The sequence below is a fragment of the Ruegeria sp. BJ3 genome, from assembly GCF_056535665.1.
Window position 1 is genome coordinate 878030 of record NZ_JBQFIT010000001.1, and the last position, 15631, is coordinate 893660.

Annotated in this window: 15 protein-coding genes; 9 read left to right on the forward strand and 6 right to left on the reverse strand. The window is 64.7% G+C overall.

Annotated elements, in window-relative coordinates:
• The first annotated feature begins 14 nt into the window (after window positions 1–14).
• A complete protein-coding gene (locus ACR3EL_RS04395) occupies window positions 15–818 on the forward strand; it encodes an ABC transporter permease (protein ID WP_170337564.1) in 804 nt (267 codons plus the stop codon).
• Here the strand turns inward: ACR3EL_RS04395 and ACR3EL_RS04400 are convergent.
• Both ACR3EL_RS04400 and ACR3EL_RS04405 read right to left on the reverse strand, forming a co-directional pair.
• Window positions 815–2050 (reverse strand): MFS transporter, encoded by a 1236-nt coding sequence (locus ACR3EL_RS04400; protein WP_480720592.1) that lies wholly within the window; start codon window positions 2048–2050, stop codon window positions 815–817. The two genes, ACR3EL_RS04395 and ACR3EL_RS04400, sit on opposite strands and share 4 nt — an antisense overlap.
• 107 nt (window positions 2051–2157) lie before the next feature.
• A complete protein-coding gene (locus tag ACR3EL_RS04405) occupies window positions 2158–3042 on the reverse strand; it encodes a DMT family transporter (protein ID WP_480720594.1) in 885 nt (294 codons plus the stop codon).
• A 306-nt stretch (window positions 3043–3348) separates the two neighbouring features.
• Here ACR3EL_RS04405 and ACR3EL_RS04410 point away from each other — a divergent pair, with 306 nt between their 5' ends.
• The 3 genes from ACR3EL_RS04410 (at window position 3349) to ACR3EL_RS04420 (ending at window position 5933) form a co-directional block, all read left to right on the forward strand.
• Window positions 3349–4536 carry an aspartate aminotransferase family protein gene (locus ACR3EL_RS04410; protein ID WP_170337567.1) on the forward strand — a complete coding sequence of 396 codons (1188 nt, stop codon included), beginning with the start codon at window positions 3349–3351 and terminating at the stop codon, window positions 4534–4536.
• A 68-nt stretch (window positions 4537–4604) separates the two neighbouring features.
• On the forward strand, window positions 4605–5531 hold the full coding sequence (gene argF, locus ACR3EL_RS04415) for an ornithine carbamoyltransferase (protein WP_093963032.1): 927 nt from the start codon (window positions 4605–4607) through the stop codon (window positions 5529–5531).
• 57 nt (window positions 5532–5588) lie between these two features.
• Window positions 5589–5933 (forward strand): 5-carboxymethyl-2-hydroxymuconate Delta-isomerase, encoded by a 345-nt coding sequence (locus tag ACR3EL_RS04420; RefSeq protein ID WP_170337568.1) that lies wholly within the window; start codon window positions 5589–5591, stop codon window positions 5931–5933.
• A 14-nt stretch (window positions 5934–5947) separates the two neighbouring features.
• On the opposite strand, the gene ACR3EL_RS04425 is transcribed toward ACR3EL_RS04420, so the two are convergent.
• Window positions 5948–6553 carry a ferric reductase-like transmembrane domain-containing protein gene (locus ACR3EL_RS04425; RefSeq protein ID WP_170337569.1) on the reverse strand — a complete coding sequence of 202 codons (606 nt, stop codon included), beginning with the start codon at window positions 6551–6553 and terminating at the stop codon, window positions 5948–5950.
• 5 nt (window positions 6554–6558) lie between these two features.
• On the reverse strand, window positions 6559–7047 hold the full coding sequence (locus tag ACR3EL_RS04430; protein ID WP_170337570.1) for a peptidase associated/transthyretin-like domain-containing protein: 489 nt from the start codon (window positions 7045–7047) through the stop codon (window positions 6559–6561).
• 205 nt (window positions 7048–7252) lie between these two features.
• Here ACR3EL_RS04430 and ACR3EL_RS04435 point away from each other — a divergent pair, with 205 nt between their 5' ends.
• From ACR3EL_RS04435 to ACR3EL_RS04445, 3 genes are all read left to right on the forward strand, one after another.
• On the forward strand, window positions 7253–8095 hold the full coding sequence (locus ACR3EL_RS04435; protein ID WP_170337571.1) for a phytanoyl-CoA dioxygenase family protein: 843 nt from the start codon (window positions 7253–7255) through the stop codon (window positions 8093–8095).
• A gap of 102 nt (window positions 8096–8197) precedes the next feature.
• The gene (locus ACR3EL_RS04440) at window positions 8198–9160 is read left to right on the forward strand and encodes a pirin family protein (RefSeq protein WP_170337572.1); all 963 of its coding nucleotides are present in this window, start codon (window positions 8198–8200) and stop codon (window positions 9158–9160) included.
• A 78-nt stretch (window positions 9161–9238) separates the two neighbouring features.
• The gene (locus ACR3EL_RS04445; protein WP_480720598.1) at window positions 9239–10234 is read left to right on the forward strand and encodes a 2-dehydropantoate 2-reductase; all 996 of its coding nucleotides are present in this window, start codon (window positions 9239–9241) and stop codon (window positions 10232–10234) included.
• Here the strand turns inward: ACR3EL_RS04445 and ACR3EL_RS04450 are convergent.
• Together ACR3EL_RS04450 and hrpB are read right to left on the reverse strand one after the other, a co-directional pair.
• Window positions 10231–10686, reverse strand: coding sequence for an NUDIX hydrolase (locus tag ACR3EL_RS04450; RefSeq protein ID WP_170337574.1), 456 nt, complete (start codon window positions 10684–10686; stop codon window positions 10231–10233). The genes ACR3EL_RS04445 and ACR3EL_RS04450 overlap by 4 nt on opposite strands.
• Before the next feature lie 71 nt (window positions 10687–10757).
• Entirely contained in the window at window positions 10758–13208 is a 2451-nt protein-coding gene (gene hrpB / locus ACR3EL_RS04455) for an ATP-dependent helicase HrpB (protein WP_480720601.1), read from the reverse strand.
• A 126-nt stretch (window positions 13209–13334) separates the two neighbouring features.
• Here hrpB and meaB point away from each other — a divergent pair, with 126 nt between their 5' ends.
• Window positions 13335–14312, forward strand: coding sequence for a methylmalonyl Co-A mutase-associated GTPase MeaB (meaB, locus tag ACR3EL_RS04460; protein ID WP_480720603.1), 978 nt, complete (start codon window positions 13335–13337; stop codon window positions 14310–14312).
• 156 nt (window positions 14313–14468) lie between these two features.
• Window positions 14469–15605, forward strand: a complete 1137-nt coding sequence (locus ACR3EL_RS04465) for a Hint domain-containing protein (protein WP_480720605.1) — start codon at window positions 14469–14471, stop codon at window positions 15603–15605.
• The last annotated feature ends 26 nt before the right edge of the window (window positions 15606–15631 follow it).

Genomic DNA, 15631 nt, shown 5'->3' on the forward strand with positions numbered 1-15631 from the left:
GATTGGGGGCAGGAATGCAGAATCTCGCGGATCAGGACATGCGCCGTTTCGGAGCGGTCAACTGGATGGGGTTGTGGACACTGGCTCAGCGCGAAACCCTGCGCTTTCTGGCGGTCTGGACGCAGACCCTGCTGGCGCCTCTGGTCACAGCGGGCCTGTTCCTGCTGATCTTCAACATCGCCGTCGGCCCAGGGCGACCGGATGTGATGGGCGTGCCGTTCCTGACATTCCTGGCGCCCGGGATCATGATGATGACGGTGATTCAGAACGCCTTTGCCAACACTTCGTCCTCGATGGTGATCTCGAAAGTGCAGGGCAACATCGTGGACACGCTGATGCCGCCGTTGTCCCCACTCGAGATCTTGCTGGGCTATCTGGCGGGCGGCATCGCACGGGGTGTGCTGATCGCGTTGATGCTGGCCGCTGCGCTGGCGCTTGGCTTGGGGCTGATGCCGCAGCATCCCGTGCTGGCCTTGGTTTTTGTCATTCTTGGGGGTGCGTTCATGGGCGCGCTGGGCCTGCTGGCAGGGGTTTTTGCCAACAAGTTCGATCAGATGGCCGCAATCACCAACTTCATCGTTACCCCGCTGGCGTTTCTGTCCGGCACCTTCTACTCGGTCGATGCGTTGCCGCCGTTGCTGAACAGGATCAGTCACGTGAACCCCGTTTTCTACCTGATCGACGGATTGCGATACGGCATGATCGGTGTGTCGGACAGCAACCCGATGTTGGGGATGGCCGTCTGTTTGCTGTCGACCCTGCTGATCTGCGCCGTCATCTGGCAAATGCTGCGGACCGGTTACCGTTTGAAGGCCTAGGCAGCTTCGGACAACGAACCGGGCTGCAGCGGTACGCGAGGGCGTCCCAGCCGCGGGTGCAGTCGTGCGGCCACGGACCAGGCTCCCAGCATTGCAAGCCCACCTGCCGCAAAAACACCAGCCACCGGTGTCGCCAGCAACACCAAGGCGGCAACGCCCGGTGTCAGAATTCCCGAAACGTCGCGATAGCTGGAATAGATTGCGGACATCTCCGTCCGCTCGGACGGCTTCACCGCCATCAGGAATGGCAGCCCGGCACAAATGTCCAGCACGATCAACCAGATTGACCCCATGACCAGTGCGACGACCGATGCCACCGGCCAGCCCGAGAGAAATGCAGCCAACAGAAAACATGTGGCGCAGGCGGCAAAGCCCGTTCGCACGGCGCTGCGCAGAGACCGGTTCTGGACCCAGCGCAGAATCAGGGGGGCAGCAAACAGCATGGCGTTCGTGGCTGACAAAAGCGTGCCGCCCAATTGCTCACCCAACCCGTTTTCGATGGCGAAAATCGGAAGGTAGACCACATAGATCCACCAGCCACAGGACCGGATCATGGCAAACAGATACCCGGCCACCAGCCGTGGTTGGGCAAAGAACCGTGGTAGAAAAGACAGCGGATTTTTCGTTGCCCTCCTGGCCTTGGTAATCAGTTTGCCGTTCCCCAGGCGCATGGCCCAGAACATGATCAGCATACCAATGGCGGCGGCCGCGCTGATGACGAAAGGGGCCGGCGCCCATAATTCCATCAACATCACACCTGCCATCGGCCCCGCTGTCCAACCCAGCGCGCTGTAGAACATCCGACTTGTTTCGCAGCGGCCGAGCTCGATCTTGCTGATGTAGTCCAAAACGTAGGCGTTGAAGCAGATAAAGGTCACCACCGCGGCCACGGTGTTCAGCGCAAGCGCCCCGATCACGGCCTCGGGGCTGCCGTCGATGGCCAGCAGAGCGCCGGTGATGAACATAACGCAGCCCGCTGTGTAGGCCCATCGCCGCGGGACATAACGGATCAGGAACGGTACCATCAGTCCGGCCAATAGCGAAACGAGGCCGACCAGAAAGTAAACGAGCGAGACGGACCCGGCGTCGCCCATGGCCCGGTACATCACCAAGGGGAATACGGAAATCAGGATGCCTCGAACGACGGCCTCGAACCCGGCAAGTATTCCGAACTTGCGAACGGAGGGCGCGGGCGCATGACGGACCCATTCCGGGATTCGGCGTTCGTGCATCGGGCAATCTCTCTAACCAACCGCATTCAGGGTGCGTCATGCGGTGTCGGTTTCATGAGAGTTTGCGACATCGGGGTCGCCTGCGGACAAGGCCGTAGAAAAAAATTTTAGCGGCGTCTGGCTCGGGCCTCGCGCCAGACAAGGATCAGCGCTCCGGTCAGAATGACCCCTGAGCCCAGCAGACTGACCCAATCCGGAACGACCCGGAACACCGCAAAGTCATAAAGCGCGGCGAATATCAGCGTTGCATAGCTGATCGGTGCTACGAACGAGGCATCTGCCCGGGCCATTCCATTGACGAAGCAGGCCTGCGCGCAAGCCATCAGAAAGCCAATGCCGGCCAAAGCCGCCCACTGAGCGGGCGATGGTGGCTGCCAGACGGTTGCGACCGCGATGCTGGCAATCGTCAAGCCCATGGCATTGTTGATGAGCAGGATCTGGATGGGACTCTCTCGACCGGACAGCTTTTTGATGAAGATCAGTTCCATCCCGATCACTGCCGCCGCCGCCAAGGCCAGCAGGGCCGCGGGTTGAAAGCTGTCGGGGGTCGGGCGCAGCAGGATGATCGCCCCCGTCAAAGCCACCGCCGCCGCCAGCCAGCGCCAAGGCCCAACGGTCTCTTTCAGCAGAGGAATGGCCAGAACCATCGCGAAAACAGGGTTCAGAAACGATATCGCCGTGGCATCGGCAATGGGGATATAGGCGACCGACGCGAACATCAGGGTAATGCCAGTCCACCCGAAACTGGTGCGTCCGATATGCAGGCCCCAATGTGGACGCCGTAGTTGGGGACGCAGAACGCCAACCGCTGCCACGATGACCACAAATGCGAACAGGAACCGGCCATGGCTGATCTGCATCGGGTGCAGGGGCGGGCCCAGTGTCTCGGTGCCCAGAGCTTTGGCCAGCAATGTCGTGCCCGCGATGAAAGCGCTGGCGCAGAAGATAAGTAAGGCTGCCAGGGCAGGGTTGTGGGCTTGTGGTGAGAACATGGGCCATCGGTGCGCCAGCGTAAGAGAAATGACAAGCCCGAATTGCAAGGCGCCCGACCCGCGCCAGCAAAAAATCCATGGGCGGTTGCATTTTGCCTTTCCACACTGGGCTGACCCCGCTATACGGGCACCCATGATCAAACTCGCGCATATCCTGCCGCTCCGACGCCGACGCATCACCGCGTAACCGGCCCGTTTGATCCTGCGCGCGCGACCCAAATCCGCGCATCTCTCACCAAATCTGTTGACGAACCCGGTCTCAGTGTTTCAGTCACTGGGTTCAAGTTTTCCAAAAAGGATGATCCGATGATCCCGTCCGTTCTGCCGACCTACAATCGTGCTCCGCTGACCTTCGTTAAGGGCGAAGGCGCCTGGCTGACCGAGGCGGACGGCCGACGTTTCCTTGATCTAGGCGCGGGGATTGCGGTGAATGCGCTGGGCCATGCCCACCCGGCACTGGTCGGGGCCTTGACTGAACAGGCGCACGCGCTGTGGCACGTGTCGAACCTGTACCATATTCCGCAGCAGCAGGCGCTGGCCGACAAGCTGGTGGATCTGACCTTTGCCGACACGGTGTTCTTCACCAATTCGGGCACCGAGTCCTGCGAATTGGCGGTCAAGATGGCCCGCAAATACTTCTACGATCAGGGGCAACCCGAGCGGGTGGAGATCATCACGTTTGATGGGTCTTTCCATGGGCGTTCTTCAGCGGGCATCGCCGCTGCCGGGTCCGAGAAAATGACCAAGGGGTTCGGCCCGCTGCTGCCGGGGTTCGTGCATGTCGCCTTCGGCGATCTGGACGGTGTGACCAACGCGATCAGCGACAAGACCGCCGCGATCATGATCGAGCCGATCCAGGGCGAGGGCGGCATCCGCCCCGTCCCCGATGTCGAGCTCAAGGCCCTGCGCCAGATCTGCGACGACAACGGCTTGCTGCTGATCCTCGACGAGGTGCAGTGCGGCGTCGGCCGGACCGGGAAACTCTTTGCCCATGAATGGGCGGGCATCACGCCCGACATCATGATGGCGGCCAAGGGTATCGGTGGCGGCTTCCCGTTAGGTGCGGTGCTGGCTACCGAAGCGGCCGCCAGCGGCATGACCGCGGGCACCCATGGGTCGACCTATGGCGGCAACCCGCTGGGCTGCGCGGTGGGCTGCGCGGTTCTGGACCACGTGGCAACCCCGGCCTTCCTGGACGGCGTCAACCGAAAGGCGGGTCTGCTACGCCAAAAGCTCGAGGGCCTAGTCGCCGATCACCCCGACGTGTTCGAAGAGGTCCGCGGATCCGGCCTGATGCTGGGCCTGAAATGCAAGGCGCCCAATGCCGATGTGGTCGCGGCCGGTTATGACAACGAAGTCATCACCGTGCCCGCGGCCGACAACGTGATCCGCCTGCTGCCGCCTCTGACCCTGACCGAGGATGACATCGCCCAAGCTTTGATCCGTCTCGAGAAAGCCGCCCGGCAGGTTCAAGGCCAACTCGCCTCGGCCTGACGCCACCCCATCCCGAATGCGCCGGGGGCGACGCCCCCCTGCAACCGACAGTGAAAAAGCGAACCGACATGAACCATTTCCTTGATATCCACAAAACCGACGCCGCCGCGCTGCGGTCGATGATCGACCAGGCCGGCGCGATGAAGCAGGCCCGGTTGGGCCGTCCCAAGGCCGCGCCCGACGACGAACAGCCGCTGGCCGGCCGCATGGTGGCGCTGATCTTCGAAAAACCCTCGACCCGGACCCGCGTTTCGTTCGATGTAGGCGTGCGCCAGATGGGCGGTCAGACCATGGTGCTGTCGGGCAAGGACATGCAATTGGGCCATGGCGAGACCATCGCCGACACCGCCCGCGTGCTGTCGCGCTATGTCGACATGATCATGATCCGCACCTTTGACGAAACCATCCTGACCGAGATGGCCGAATACTCGGACGTGCCGGTGATCAACGGCCTGACCGACCGCACCCATCCCTGCCAGATCATGGCCGACGTGCTGACCTATGAGGAACACCGCGGCCCCATCGCCGGGAAAAAGGTGGTCTGGACGGGTGACGGCAACAACGTCTGCGCCTCGTTCCTGCATGCCGCAGGCCAGTTCGGCTTTGACCTGACCTTCACCGGCCCCGCCCAGTTCGATCCCGAGGAAGAGTTCATGGGTTTCGCCCGCCAGAAGGGCTCGAAGATCGTGGTCGAACGCGACCCGTACAAGGCCGTCGATGGCGCTGATCTGGTTGTGGCCGACACCTGGGTTTCGATGCACGATTCCCAATCCGCGAAGGAACGCCGGCACAACCTGCTGCGGCCCTATCAGGTCAACGCCGAGCTGATGGCCCATGCCAAGCCCGACGCCCTGTTCATGCACTGCCTGCCCGCCCACCGCGAGGAGGAAGCGACCTCCGAGGTGATGGATGGGCCGAACTCGGTGATCTTTGACGAGGCCGAAAACCGCCTGCATGCGCAGAAGGCGGTAATGCGCTGGTGTTTGGGGGTCTGAAGCCCCCTCAGTCATTCAATGGGAGCCGCTGGTTCTCTTTCAATCCCGGAGGCTCCCATGCCGCACGTCGTCTTGGAATTTTCAGCCGGACTTGAGCAATCGCATGATTTTCAAGCCATATGCAAAAAACTCTATGCGGACCTAGCCGCGCATCAGGAGTTTGACGCACCAACGCTGAAAATTCGCGCGATGCCGATCCCGTATTCCTTCATCGGGACCGAGCCGCAGACCTTCATCCATGCCTCACTGTTGCTGATGCAGGGACGGGATGAACGGACGCGAGCCGAGCTGAACGCGATCATTCTGGATGTTCTGGCCGCCGCGGCGCCGAAGGTCGGCAGCATTACCGTACGGGATGTAGAGATGAACCGCGCCACCTATGCCAAGCGCCTGGCGACCTGACGTGCGCCCGTCGCTTAACCCCGCGGTTTCACGTCCCAGACCTGCAATCTGATCAACGCTCGGACGCAGGCGAATAATACAAGCCCGCACAATGTGGCCTTGGTGACGGTTTCCATTGCGCCCTCGATCAGCAGGGCATGAACGACCGTGCCTAGGATGGTCACAAGCGCAAGACTGGCATGGGCCAACCGCCAAAGGCGGAACCGCCATCCCAGCCGGCTGCGCAACGCGGCCAACACCACGGCGGCGAACGCTGCCCACATGGCCGCCACGCCCCAAGCCGAGAACGGAGTGGGGGACCGGAACAGCAGGGCATCCACCACGTCCGGGGGGCTGGTGATCCACAACCCGCCCACATGCAGGGCAATCATGGCGATCAGGGCGATGCCGACCCAGCGGTGCACCATTCGGCTGTTCATCGCGGTCAGCCCCGGCAACATGCGCGCAGCCAGCAGCGGCTGCACCAGAAGCAATCCCAACCCGATGACCCCGGCAAAGCCCGCAGCGATATAGATCGAGCTGCGCCAGGCCAGATACGGGCTGAACCCCGCCACCACCACAGGCACCGCAATGGCGGCGATCAGCGCCAGCCAAACCGCAAGGACGCCCGGGCGCGGCACGTGGTTCAGACCGGTTGCAGAACGAAATGCGCGGCCAGGGTCTTGTCGCGCGCACTGGACATGATCGGCCGCAGGAAGACGGTCTGGAATTCGCCGCTGTCATAGGCCAGATGTCCATGCGGCTGACCAAAGGCCGGCACGATCTGCGGCATCTCCAGCCGGAATTCTCCGTTCGCATCGGTCAGGGTGGCGCCGTGGCTCTGAGGGTCGCGCTCGTGGCCTTCTGTGGTATGCGCCCAGACCTGGATGCGCTGACCGGGCAGGGGCGCGCCGTCGCCGGCCCGCCGTACTGTGCCGGTCATCCAGAAACCGCCGCCGCCGATCCGGTCGACGATTGGCGCGCCCGGGCGGTAGTTGTTCGATCCGCCCCGCATCGACGGGGTCGGCGCCAACCCACTGGCCCGCGCAGGCATGATGAGGCCGCTGCCGGCCGAGGCGACCAGAGCGGTGCCGGCCACCAGCATGGTTCTTCGGTTCAGTGAATCTCCGGGCATCGAAACCTCTCCTGTGCTGACCCGGCAGCTGTTCCAACCGCCACAGTGGAAGAATAGCACGATCACGACTCATTCCGAGCGTTCCGGGCAAAATCCGGCCGACCTGCAGACAAAAGCGCGTGGAATGGACCGAGACGGCAATAATCTTTGACGCCTGCGCCATTCGGGTGCGATCCTTTTCCTTGCGTCACCAAGGGGGAAGCCGATGACAGATGCCAACCTGCTGACCAAGGATGAAATCACCGCCTTCCGCCGCGATGGCGCGGTGGTGCTGCGCCAGAAATTCAGCGCGGACTGGCTGGAGTTGCTGCGCGCGGGCATCGACGCCGATCTGCAGACCCCGACCGAGAACTTCACCCGCCACACCAAGGACCCGGACGCGCCCGCCTATCTCGAGGATTACTGGGCCTGGAGCAAGATCCCCCAGTTCGAGGAATTCGTCCGCAGCTCGCCCTGTGCGCCGATCGCGTCCGAATTGCTGGGCGCCGCGCCGATCAATCTGGTGATGGACAACTGGTTCCTGCGCGAGGCCGGATCGACCTCGCGCCCGCCATTCCATCAGGACCTGTCCTATTTCGATTTCGAAGGCTCGATGTGCGTGCTGTGGCTGCCGCTTGAACCGGTCAGCAAGGACAACGGGATCGCCTTCGTGCGCGGCTCGCACCTTTGGGACAAGCTGTTCATGCGGGTGCGGTTCGCCGACGGGCACCCCAGCTATGAATCCACGCAGGTTGCAGGCCGCACCTATCACCCGCCACCGGATGTGAATGCCGACCCCGGCACCTATGACCTGCTGCAATGGGATATGGATCTGGGCGACTGCATCTATTTCGACATGCGCACGCTGCACGGGGGGCTGTCCTCGGTCACGCCCTCGGAAACCGTGCGCCGCTTCACCCTGCGCATGACCGGGCCGGACGGGGTGATCCGGTATCGCGGCGATTGGGCCAAGGAGGAACGGGCGCAATTCGAGGCCGCCGGCTATGCTGAGGGCGACCGGATCGCCGGCCCGTTTTTCCCGCAGCTCTGGCCCCGTGCACAGGGCTGATCCGGGCCGCAGCCTTTCTGTGCGCAGATGCACTTTATCCGCCGGTATTTTGCGCTAGATTGACAGGAGTAAACATCCCGCCGCACCGGATTGGAGGCCGACATGAGCTGGAACCCCACCCACAGCCCCGAATGCGTCACCGAAGGTGCGGCGCTGGAAACCCTGATCATCCCGCGCGCCCGCGATCTGGGCGGGTTCGAGGTGCGGCGCGCGCTGCCCTCGGTCAAGCGCCAGTTGGTGGGGCCCTTCATCTTCTTCGACCAGATGGGACCGGCCGAGTTCATCACCGATGGCGGCATCGACGTACGCCCGCATCCGCATATCGGGCTGGGCACGGTTACTTACCTTTACCAGGGCGAATTTGAACATCGCGACAGCCTCGGCACCCATCAGATGATCTATCCCGGCGAGGTCAACTGGATGGTCGCGGGCCGCGGCGTTACCCATTCCGAACGCACCAGCGCCGAAACCCGCGCCAAGCGGCACAGCCTGTTCGGTATCCAGACCTGGATTGCGCTGCCCGAAGCGCACGAGGACATGGCCCCCGATTTCGAACATCACAAGCAGGCCACGCTGCCGCATATCCAGGATGCCGGTGTCAGCGCCCGGCTGATCCTCGGCTCGGCCTATGGGGAAACCAGCCCGGTCACGATGCTGTCGGAGACCTTCTATCTGGACGTGCAACTGGACCCCGGCGCCGCCTTTCCGCTGCCCGACGATCACGAGGATCGGGGCGTCTACGTCACTCAGGGCTCGGTCGAGATCGCGGGTGACCGGTTTGAGGAAGGCCGCATGATGGTCTTCCGCCCGAGTGACCGCCTGTCGGTGACCGCCGGGCCGGCGGGGGCGCGGCTGATGCTGCTGGGCGGGGCCACGATGAATGAGGATCGGTATATCTGGTGGAACTTCGTCTCGTCTTCGAAGGACAAGATCGAAACCGCGATCCGCGAATGGAAATCCGCCGATTGGGCCAACGGCGCCTTCCACCTGCCGCCGGGGGACGAGGACGAGTTCATTCCGATCACCCCGGAGCTGGAACGCACCAAGCCCCGGCGCGCGCGCTGAACGCGACGTCAGCGCCCGCCCGGCTTGCCCACCCGCGCGATCCCGGCGATCCTTGGCGGCAAACGGGAAGGGGACGGCATGAAACTGGCGATCGCGGGCGCTGGCAGCATCGGATGCTATTGCGGGGGGCTGTTGGCCGATGCCGGGCATGACGTTACGCTGTTGGGCCGGGCGCGGGTGCTGGACCCGATCCTGCAGAACGGGCTGACCGTGACCGACTATTCGGGCCTGCGCAAAACGATCCCTGCCGACTGTCTGACCCTGTCCGATGACCCCGCCTGCCTGTCCGACGCCGATCTGGTTCTGGTCACGGTGAAAACCGGCGCCACCGCTGAGATGGGCCGCCTGATCGCCGCGTACGCCCCGGCCGAGACCCCGGTCATTTCGTGGCAGAACGGGATCGAGAACGCGCGCACCCTACGCACCGCGCTGCCCGGGCGGGACGTGCGCGCCGGGATGGTGCCGTTCAACGTGGTGCCTGCCGGTCCGGCCACCTGGCATCGCGCGACATCCGGCGACATCGTGATCCAGTCCGGACCCGGCGCGCTGGCCCGCCGCCTGTCCTTGCCCGATCTGCCCGTCACCGAAACCGACGGGATCGAGGCGGTGCAATGGGGCAAGCTGGTCATCAACCTCAACAATGCTCTGAACGCGCTGTCGGGCCTGACCCTGCGCGAGCAGCTGTTGAACCGCGACTGGCGCCGTCTGATGGCCGATCAGATGGCCGAGGCGCTGGCGGTTCTGGCCGCCTCCGGGCGCCCCGTGGCCTCGACCACGCCGCTGCCGGCCTCGATGACGCCGCATATCCTGCGCCTGCCCACGCCGCTGTTTTCGCGCATCGCGGCGCGGATGCTGACGATCGACCCCGCCGCGCGCACCTCGATGGCCTATGATCTGGATGCCGGTCGCCCGACCGAAATCGACAGTCTGCAGGGCGAGATCATCCGCCTGGGTCGCGAAACCGGCACACCGACCCCTATCTGCGACCGGGTGGCAGCGCTGATCACGCAGGGCGAGACGGGTCCGCTGACCCCCGATCAGATCCGCGCAGGGCTGCACGGTCCCGGCGGTTAGATCCGCAACAGCAGCTTTTTCAGCTCTGGTTCATGGACGCGTTCAGACGCCTCTTGCGGCGAGACCCACTCGCGGGTGCGTTCGTGCATTTCGGGAAATTCATCGGCCAAGTCGGTGACCCGCAGCCGATAAACAGTGGTGCAGACCGGATCGATCGCGCCGCTTTTGCGGACCTTGCCGTAGCAGTAGCTGCCGACCGGCTCTGGATCGACCTCGGCGTTGCGCACGCCGGCCTCTTCCCAGGCCTCCTGCACCGCCGCCTCGGCCCCGTTCAGCCCGTCAATCGGCCAGCCCTTGGGAATGATCCACCGCCCGGTGTCCCGGCTGGTGACCAGCAGCACCTGCGTATCGGGGCCATCGCCACGGGTACACAGCGCCGCGAACTGCACGAGGCGCGGACGCTGAAACAGGGGTTTCAGGACCCCCTCCCAGAATTTGTGCAGCCATGTCATTGCGGGTGCCTGCCGTTTTTTTGTTGTTCTGCCTTCCAGACGGCGAGAGATATCAATCTGACAGACGGTATTCAAGCACCCCTGCGTTTGGCCCGCAGGGTCGGGTCGGCCTGGGTCGGGTCCTCGGGCCAGGGGTGCTTGGGATATTGCGCGCGCATGTCCTTGCGCACATCGGCATAGGACCCGGCCCAGAACCCCGGCAAGTCGCGGGTGATCTGGATCGGGCGTTGCGCGGGGGACAGAAGGGTGATCTTCAGCGGCTCGCCGCCCACCATCGGGTGCCGGGTGACCCCGAACATCTCCTGAAGGCGAACGGCGATTTCGGGCACCGCCTTGCCATAGTCGATCGGGACCTTGCGCCCCAGCGGCGTGACGAAGGCCGGGGGCGCGCGGCGGTCCAGTTCCTGCATCTGGTCCCAACTCAGCCGCGCCTGAAGAGCGGGCAGCAGGTCGAACCGCTTCCAATCCTCGGCACTGCGCACGCCGGTCAGCATCGGCAGCAGCCAGTCCTCAAGCGTGTCCGTCAGCCCGTTTTCCGAGAAATCGGGCAGGTCGACGCCCGCCGCCCGCACCAGTTCGACCCGCGCTGCCAGTCGCGCGGCCTTGCCCTCCAGCCGCAGGCCCATATCGCGCACGCCGTCCAGCATCGCGCGGGCCACGGACTCGTCGGGCACGTCCTTCCAGATGCGGTCATCGAGCACCAGCGCCCCGAACCGTTCCTGCCGCCGGGCCACCACCCGACGGTCCCGTTTCGACCAGGCGCAGGTCTCGACCCATTCGATCTGGTCGGCGAACAGCGCGCGGATCTCGGCTTCGGTGATCTGCGCGGCCATACGCAGCCGGGCCTCGCGCGGGTTGCCGTCAGTATCGATGGCAACCAGATACGGCGCCGCGGCCAGCGGATCGCCGGGGTCCATCACCACACCCTTGCCGCCGGACAGCACATAGCGTGGCGCGTCGCCCTTGCGCCGCTGGCCGACCCGGTCGGGATAGGCCAGCGCGGCCATCGCCGCCGGGCTCAGCGGGTCGCCTTCGGTCTTGATCTGGCCGCGCAGCCGTTTCGCCTCGGACCGGATCCGGTCCAGAATACCGGGATTGGCGGGCCAGACCCGGTTGCGCTGATAAGTGCGCGGATCGCGCAGCGCCTCGAGCCGCAGCGACAGGTCCACCGGTGCTCCCTTCAACGGGTCGCGCTCGGCCATCAGGGCGGCAAGCGGGGCGGCCTGCGCACCGGCCGTGACCAGCATGTGCCCCAACCGCGGATGCAGCGGCAGACCAGCCAGTGCGCGGCCATGTTCGGTGATCCGGCCCTTGCCGTCCAGCGCGCCCAGCATCCGCAGCAGCGCGCGCGCCTCGGCCAGCGCCCCCTCGGGCGGGGGTGTCAGAAAGGCCAGATCCTGCGGCTCGGCCCCCCACAGCGCCAGTTCCAGCGCAAGGCCGGTCAGGTCGGCGGCCTCGATCTCGGCGGGCGGAAAGGCGGGCAGGGCGCCGTCCTCACCCTTTGACCACAGGCGATAGCACAACCCTTCGGCCACGCGGCCCGCGCGGCCCGCGCGTTGGGTCGCCTCGGCGCGGGTGACGCGCTCGGTCACCAGCCGCGACATGCCCGAGCCCGGATCGAACCGCGCGCGGCGGGCCTGGCCCATGTCCACCACCACCCGGATATCCGGAATGGTCAGCGAGGTCTCGGCGATCGAGGTGGCCAGCACCACCTTGCGCCCGGTCTCGGCCGGCGCAAGGGCGGCGCGCTGGGCGGCAAAGGGCAGGGCGCCGAACAAGGGCCGGATTGCGCAATCGCCGGGCAGCCGCCCGGCCAGCGCGGCCTCGGCGCGGCGGATCTCACCCTCGCCGGGCAGGAACACCAGAATGCCGCCGCCGGTGGCGCGGGTCTCGCGCTCGGCCTGACCCACCAGATCGACCAACGCGTCCAGCCGCCGCGCCTGCGGGCCCAGCGGGCGGTCCAGCCAGCGGGTCCGGACCGGGAAACTGCGGCCCTCGGATGTCACCAGCGGCGCGTCCATCAACCGCGCCACCGGATCGGCATCCAGCGTGGCCGACATTGCCAGCAGGATCAGATCGTCGCGCAGCGCACCGGCGACCTCGAGGCACAGGGCCAGCCCCAGATCGGCGTTCAAAGAGCGTTCGTGGAATTCGTCGAAGATCACCGCCCCAACACCGGGCAGGTCGGGTTCGGATTGCAGCATCCGGGTCAGGATGCCTTCGGTCACCACCTCGATCCGGGTGGCTTTCGACACTTTCGCCTCGCCCCGCACGCGATAGCCGACGGTCTGGCCCGCGCGTTCGCCCAGTGTCTCGGCCATGCGTTCGGCGGCGGCGCGGGCGGCCAGCCGCCGCGGCTCCAGCATCACGATGCGTCCGTCGCACAAGCCGGCGTCGCGCATCGCGAGCGGCACGCGCGTGGTCTTGCCGGCGCCGGGCGGGGCCTGCAGCACGGCACGGCCGCGCGTGCGCAGCGCTGCGATCAGGTCGGGCAGGGCATCGTCGATCGGTAGACGGGTCATGCCGCCTTATCGCCAAAGCCTCGGCCAAGGTCCAGAACGCCTGCGTCAAATCCCGCGACCGGCGGTACTGGACAAACCCGGCCCATCCCCGTCATCTAGGGCAGATTTCGACGAAGGACCCCACCCATGACCACAGCCGAGCTTGCCGACAGGATCCTCAAAGGCGACCGCCGGGCGCTGGCCCGCGCGATCACACTTGTCGAAAGCACCCGCGCGGATCACCGCGCCCAGACGGCGCAGCTGCTCGAGGTGCTGTCGGGTGCCGGGCGGCAGGCGCTGCGCATCGGCCTGTCGGGAACGCCGGGGGTGGGCAAGTCGACCTTCATCGAAAGTTTCGGCATGATGCTGATCGGGCAGGGGCTGCGGGTGGCGGTTCTGGCGGTCGATCCCAGCTCGGCCCGGTCGGGCGGCTCGATCCTGGGCGACAAGACCCGGATGGAACGTCTCAGCCGCGAACCGAACGCTTTCATCCGCCCCTCGCCCAGCCAGAGCCATCTTGGCGGCGTCGCCCGCCGCACGCGCGAGGCCATCGCCCTGTGCGAGGCGGCCGGGTTCGACGTGGTGCTGATTGAAACGGTGGGTGTGGGTCAGTCGGAAACCGTGGTGTCGGAAATGTCCGACCTGTTCCTGCTGCTGCTGGCCCCGGCCGGCGGGGATGAATTGCAGGGCGTCAAGCGCGGCATCATGGAGATGGCCGACATGATCCTTGTGAACAAGGCCGACGGCGACCTGAAAGCCACCGCGACCCGAACCTGCGCCGACTATGCCGGGGCGCTGCGCCTGCTGCGCAAACGTCCGCAGGACCCCGAGGGCTTTCCAAAGGCGATGACCGTTTCAGCGGTCGAGGAGCACGGCCTGGACCAGGCCTGGGCCGAGATGCAGGCCCTGGCCGACTGGCGCAAGCAGAACGGCCATTGGCAGGCCAACCGCGCCGAACAGGCCCGCTACTGGTTCGATCAAGAGGTGCGCCACGCGCTGCTCGCCAAGCTGGAGACCCCGCAGGCCCGGTCCGAGATGAACCGGCTGGGCGCCGAGGTCGGGTCGGGGCGGCTCAGCCCCTCGGTGGCGGCCGAGCGGATGCTGAGGACTCTTGCATCCGGGTAACACCGTTGCCCGCGCGGACAGGAAAACTTGGCGCAACGCCGAGGAGTTCTGTAGCCTGAGTGCAGGTGAAATCCTTGGTTGTGGCGCCCAGCACATAGAAAAACCGGGGCGCAACTGGCTGGCCGTGACCAAGCGGAGAAACAGGACTCGCCTCTTATGCCCGATATCTTTGGGACAAACGGCGACGACGATATCGATGTCACCAATGACAACGGTACGCTGAATGGCACTCCTCAGGGTACGCCGATTGATGATATCCGCGCGCGCGGAGGCAACGACATCATCACTGTCACCAACAGTACCATCTCTGGCAGTGTCCGTGGAAATGCCGGGATCGATACGATCACGGTGAACGGCAGCACGATCGGCGGTCAGGTAAGGGCCGGATCAGATGACGACACGGTCACGCTGCAAGGCTCGGTCATTGGCAATATCCGTTTGGGCGGTGGAAATGATGTTCTGAGCTTCCGCAGCACCAGCGTGTCCGGCGACGTGCGCGGTGGCAATGGTACCGACACGCTGAACCTGCCTGCTGGAACCGTGGTCAACGACAGCTCATTCGGGACATTTACCGTGTCTGCCGGCACCAGCTATTCGTTGACCAGCGGCAGTTTCACCCTGCCGTCGGGTATTACAGTCACCTATTCCGCATTTGAAAACGGATCCGGCGTTCCCTGCTTTACCGCTGGCACGAGCATTCTGACTGACCGCGGCCCGGTACAGGTGCAAGACCTGCGCACCGGTGACCTGATCTGTACGGCCGAGAGCGGCAACCAATCCATCCGCTGGATCGGTCGGCGCAGGTTTGATGCGATTGATCTGAGGGCCAATCCGAAACTGCGCCCAGTTCGTATTTGCGCCGGGGCTTTGGGGGCAGGGCTGCCCACGCGGGACCTGTTGGTTTCCCGCCAGCACCGCATGATGGTCAGTTCTCGCATCGCGCAACGCATGTTCGGCCAGTATCAAGTTCTGATTCCCGCGATCAAGCTGACGGCGCTGCCGGGGATCTTTGTAGATTGCACTGTCGACAGCATCGAGTACTTCCATCTGCTGTTCGATCGGCACGAGATCCTGTTTGCCGAATCCGCGCCGACCGAAAGCCTGTATACCGGCCCTGAGGCGCTGAAATCTCTCGGACCCGCGGCAAGGGCTGAAATCCTTGCGATTTTTCCGGAACTGGCTGATGAGAACCACGAATCCGAACCCGCAAGGTTGATCCCGATAAACCAACAGCAGACCCGTTTGATTGCTCGTCACCTCAAAAATCACAAGCCTTTGCTTGTTGATGCCTGAGCCGTTTCAGGACCATTAGTTGGCCC

Coding starts and splice junctions, on each gene's coding strand:
- meaB (WP_480720603.1), top strand. CDS start 13,335: ATGACCACAGCCGAGCTTGCCGACAGGATCCTCAAAGGCGACCGCCGG.
- ACR3EL_RS04435 (WP_170337571.1), top strand. CDS start 7,253: ATGACAGATGCCAACCTGCTGACCAAGGATGAAATCACCGCCTTCCGC.
- ACR3EL_RS04400 (WP_480720592.1), bottom strand. CDS start 2,050: ATGCACGAACGCCGAATCCCGGAATGGGTCCGTCATGCGCCCGCGCCC.
- argF (WP_093963032.1), top strand. CDS start 4,605: ATGAACCATTTCCTTGATATCCACAAAACCGACGCCGCCGCGCTGCGG.
- ACR3EL_RS04420 (WP_170337568.1), top strand. CDS start 5,589: ATGCCGCACGTCGTCTTGGAATTTTCAGCCGGACTTGAGCAATCGCAT.
- ACR3EL_RS04445 (WP_480720598.1), top strand. CDS start 9,239: ATGAAACTGGCGATCGCGGGCGCTGGCAGCATCGGATGCTATTGCGGG.
- ACR3EL_RS04450 (WP_170337574.1), bottom strand. CDS start 10,686: ATGACATGGCTGCACAAATTCTGGGAGGGGGTCCTGAAACCCCTGTTT.
- ACR3EL_RS04440 (WP_170337572.1), top strand. CDS start 8,198: ATGAGCTGGAACCCCACCCACAGCCCCGAATGCGTCACCGAAGGTGCG.
- hrpB (WP_480720601.1), bottom strand. CDS start 13,208: ATGACCCGTCTACCGATCGACGATGCCCTGCCCGACCTGATCGCAGCG.
- ACR3EL_RS04395 (WP_170337564.1), top strand. CDS start 15: ATGCAGAATCTCGCGGATCAGGACATGCGCCGTTTCGGAGCGGTCAAC.
- ACR3EL_RS04430 (WP_170337570.1), bottom strand. CDS start 7,047: ATGCCCGGAGATTCACTGAACCGAAGAACCATGCTGGTGGCCGGCACC.
- ACR3EL_RS04410 (WP_170337567.1), top strand. CDS start 3,349: ATGATCCCGTCCGTTCTGCCGACCTACAATCGTGCTCCGCTGACCTTC.
- ACR3EL_RS04465 (WP_480720605.1), top strand. CDS start 14,469: ATGCCCGATATCTTTGGGACAAACGGCGACGACGATATCGATGTCACC.
- ACR3EL_RS04405 (WP_480720594.1), bottom strand. CDS start 3,042: ATGTTCTCACCACAAGCCCACAACCCTGCCCTGGCAGCCTTACTTATC.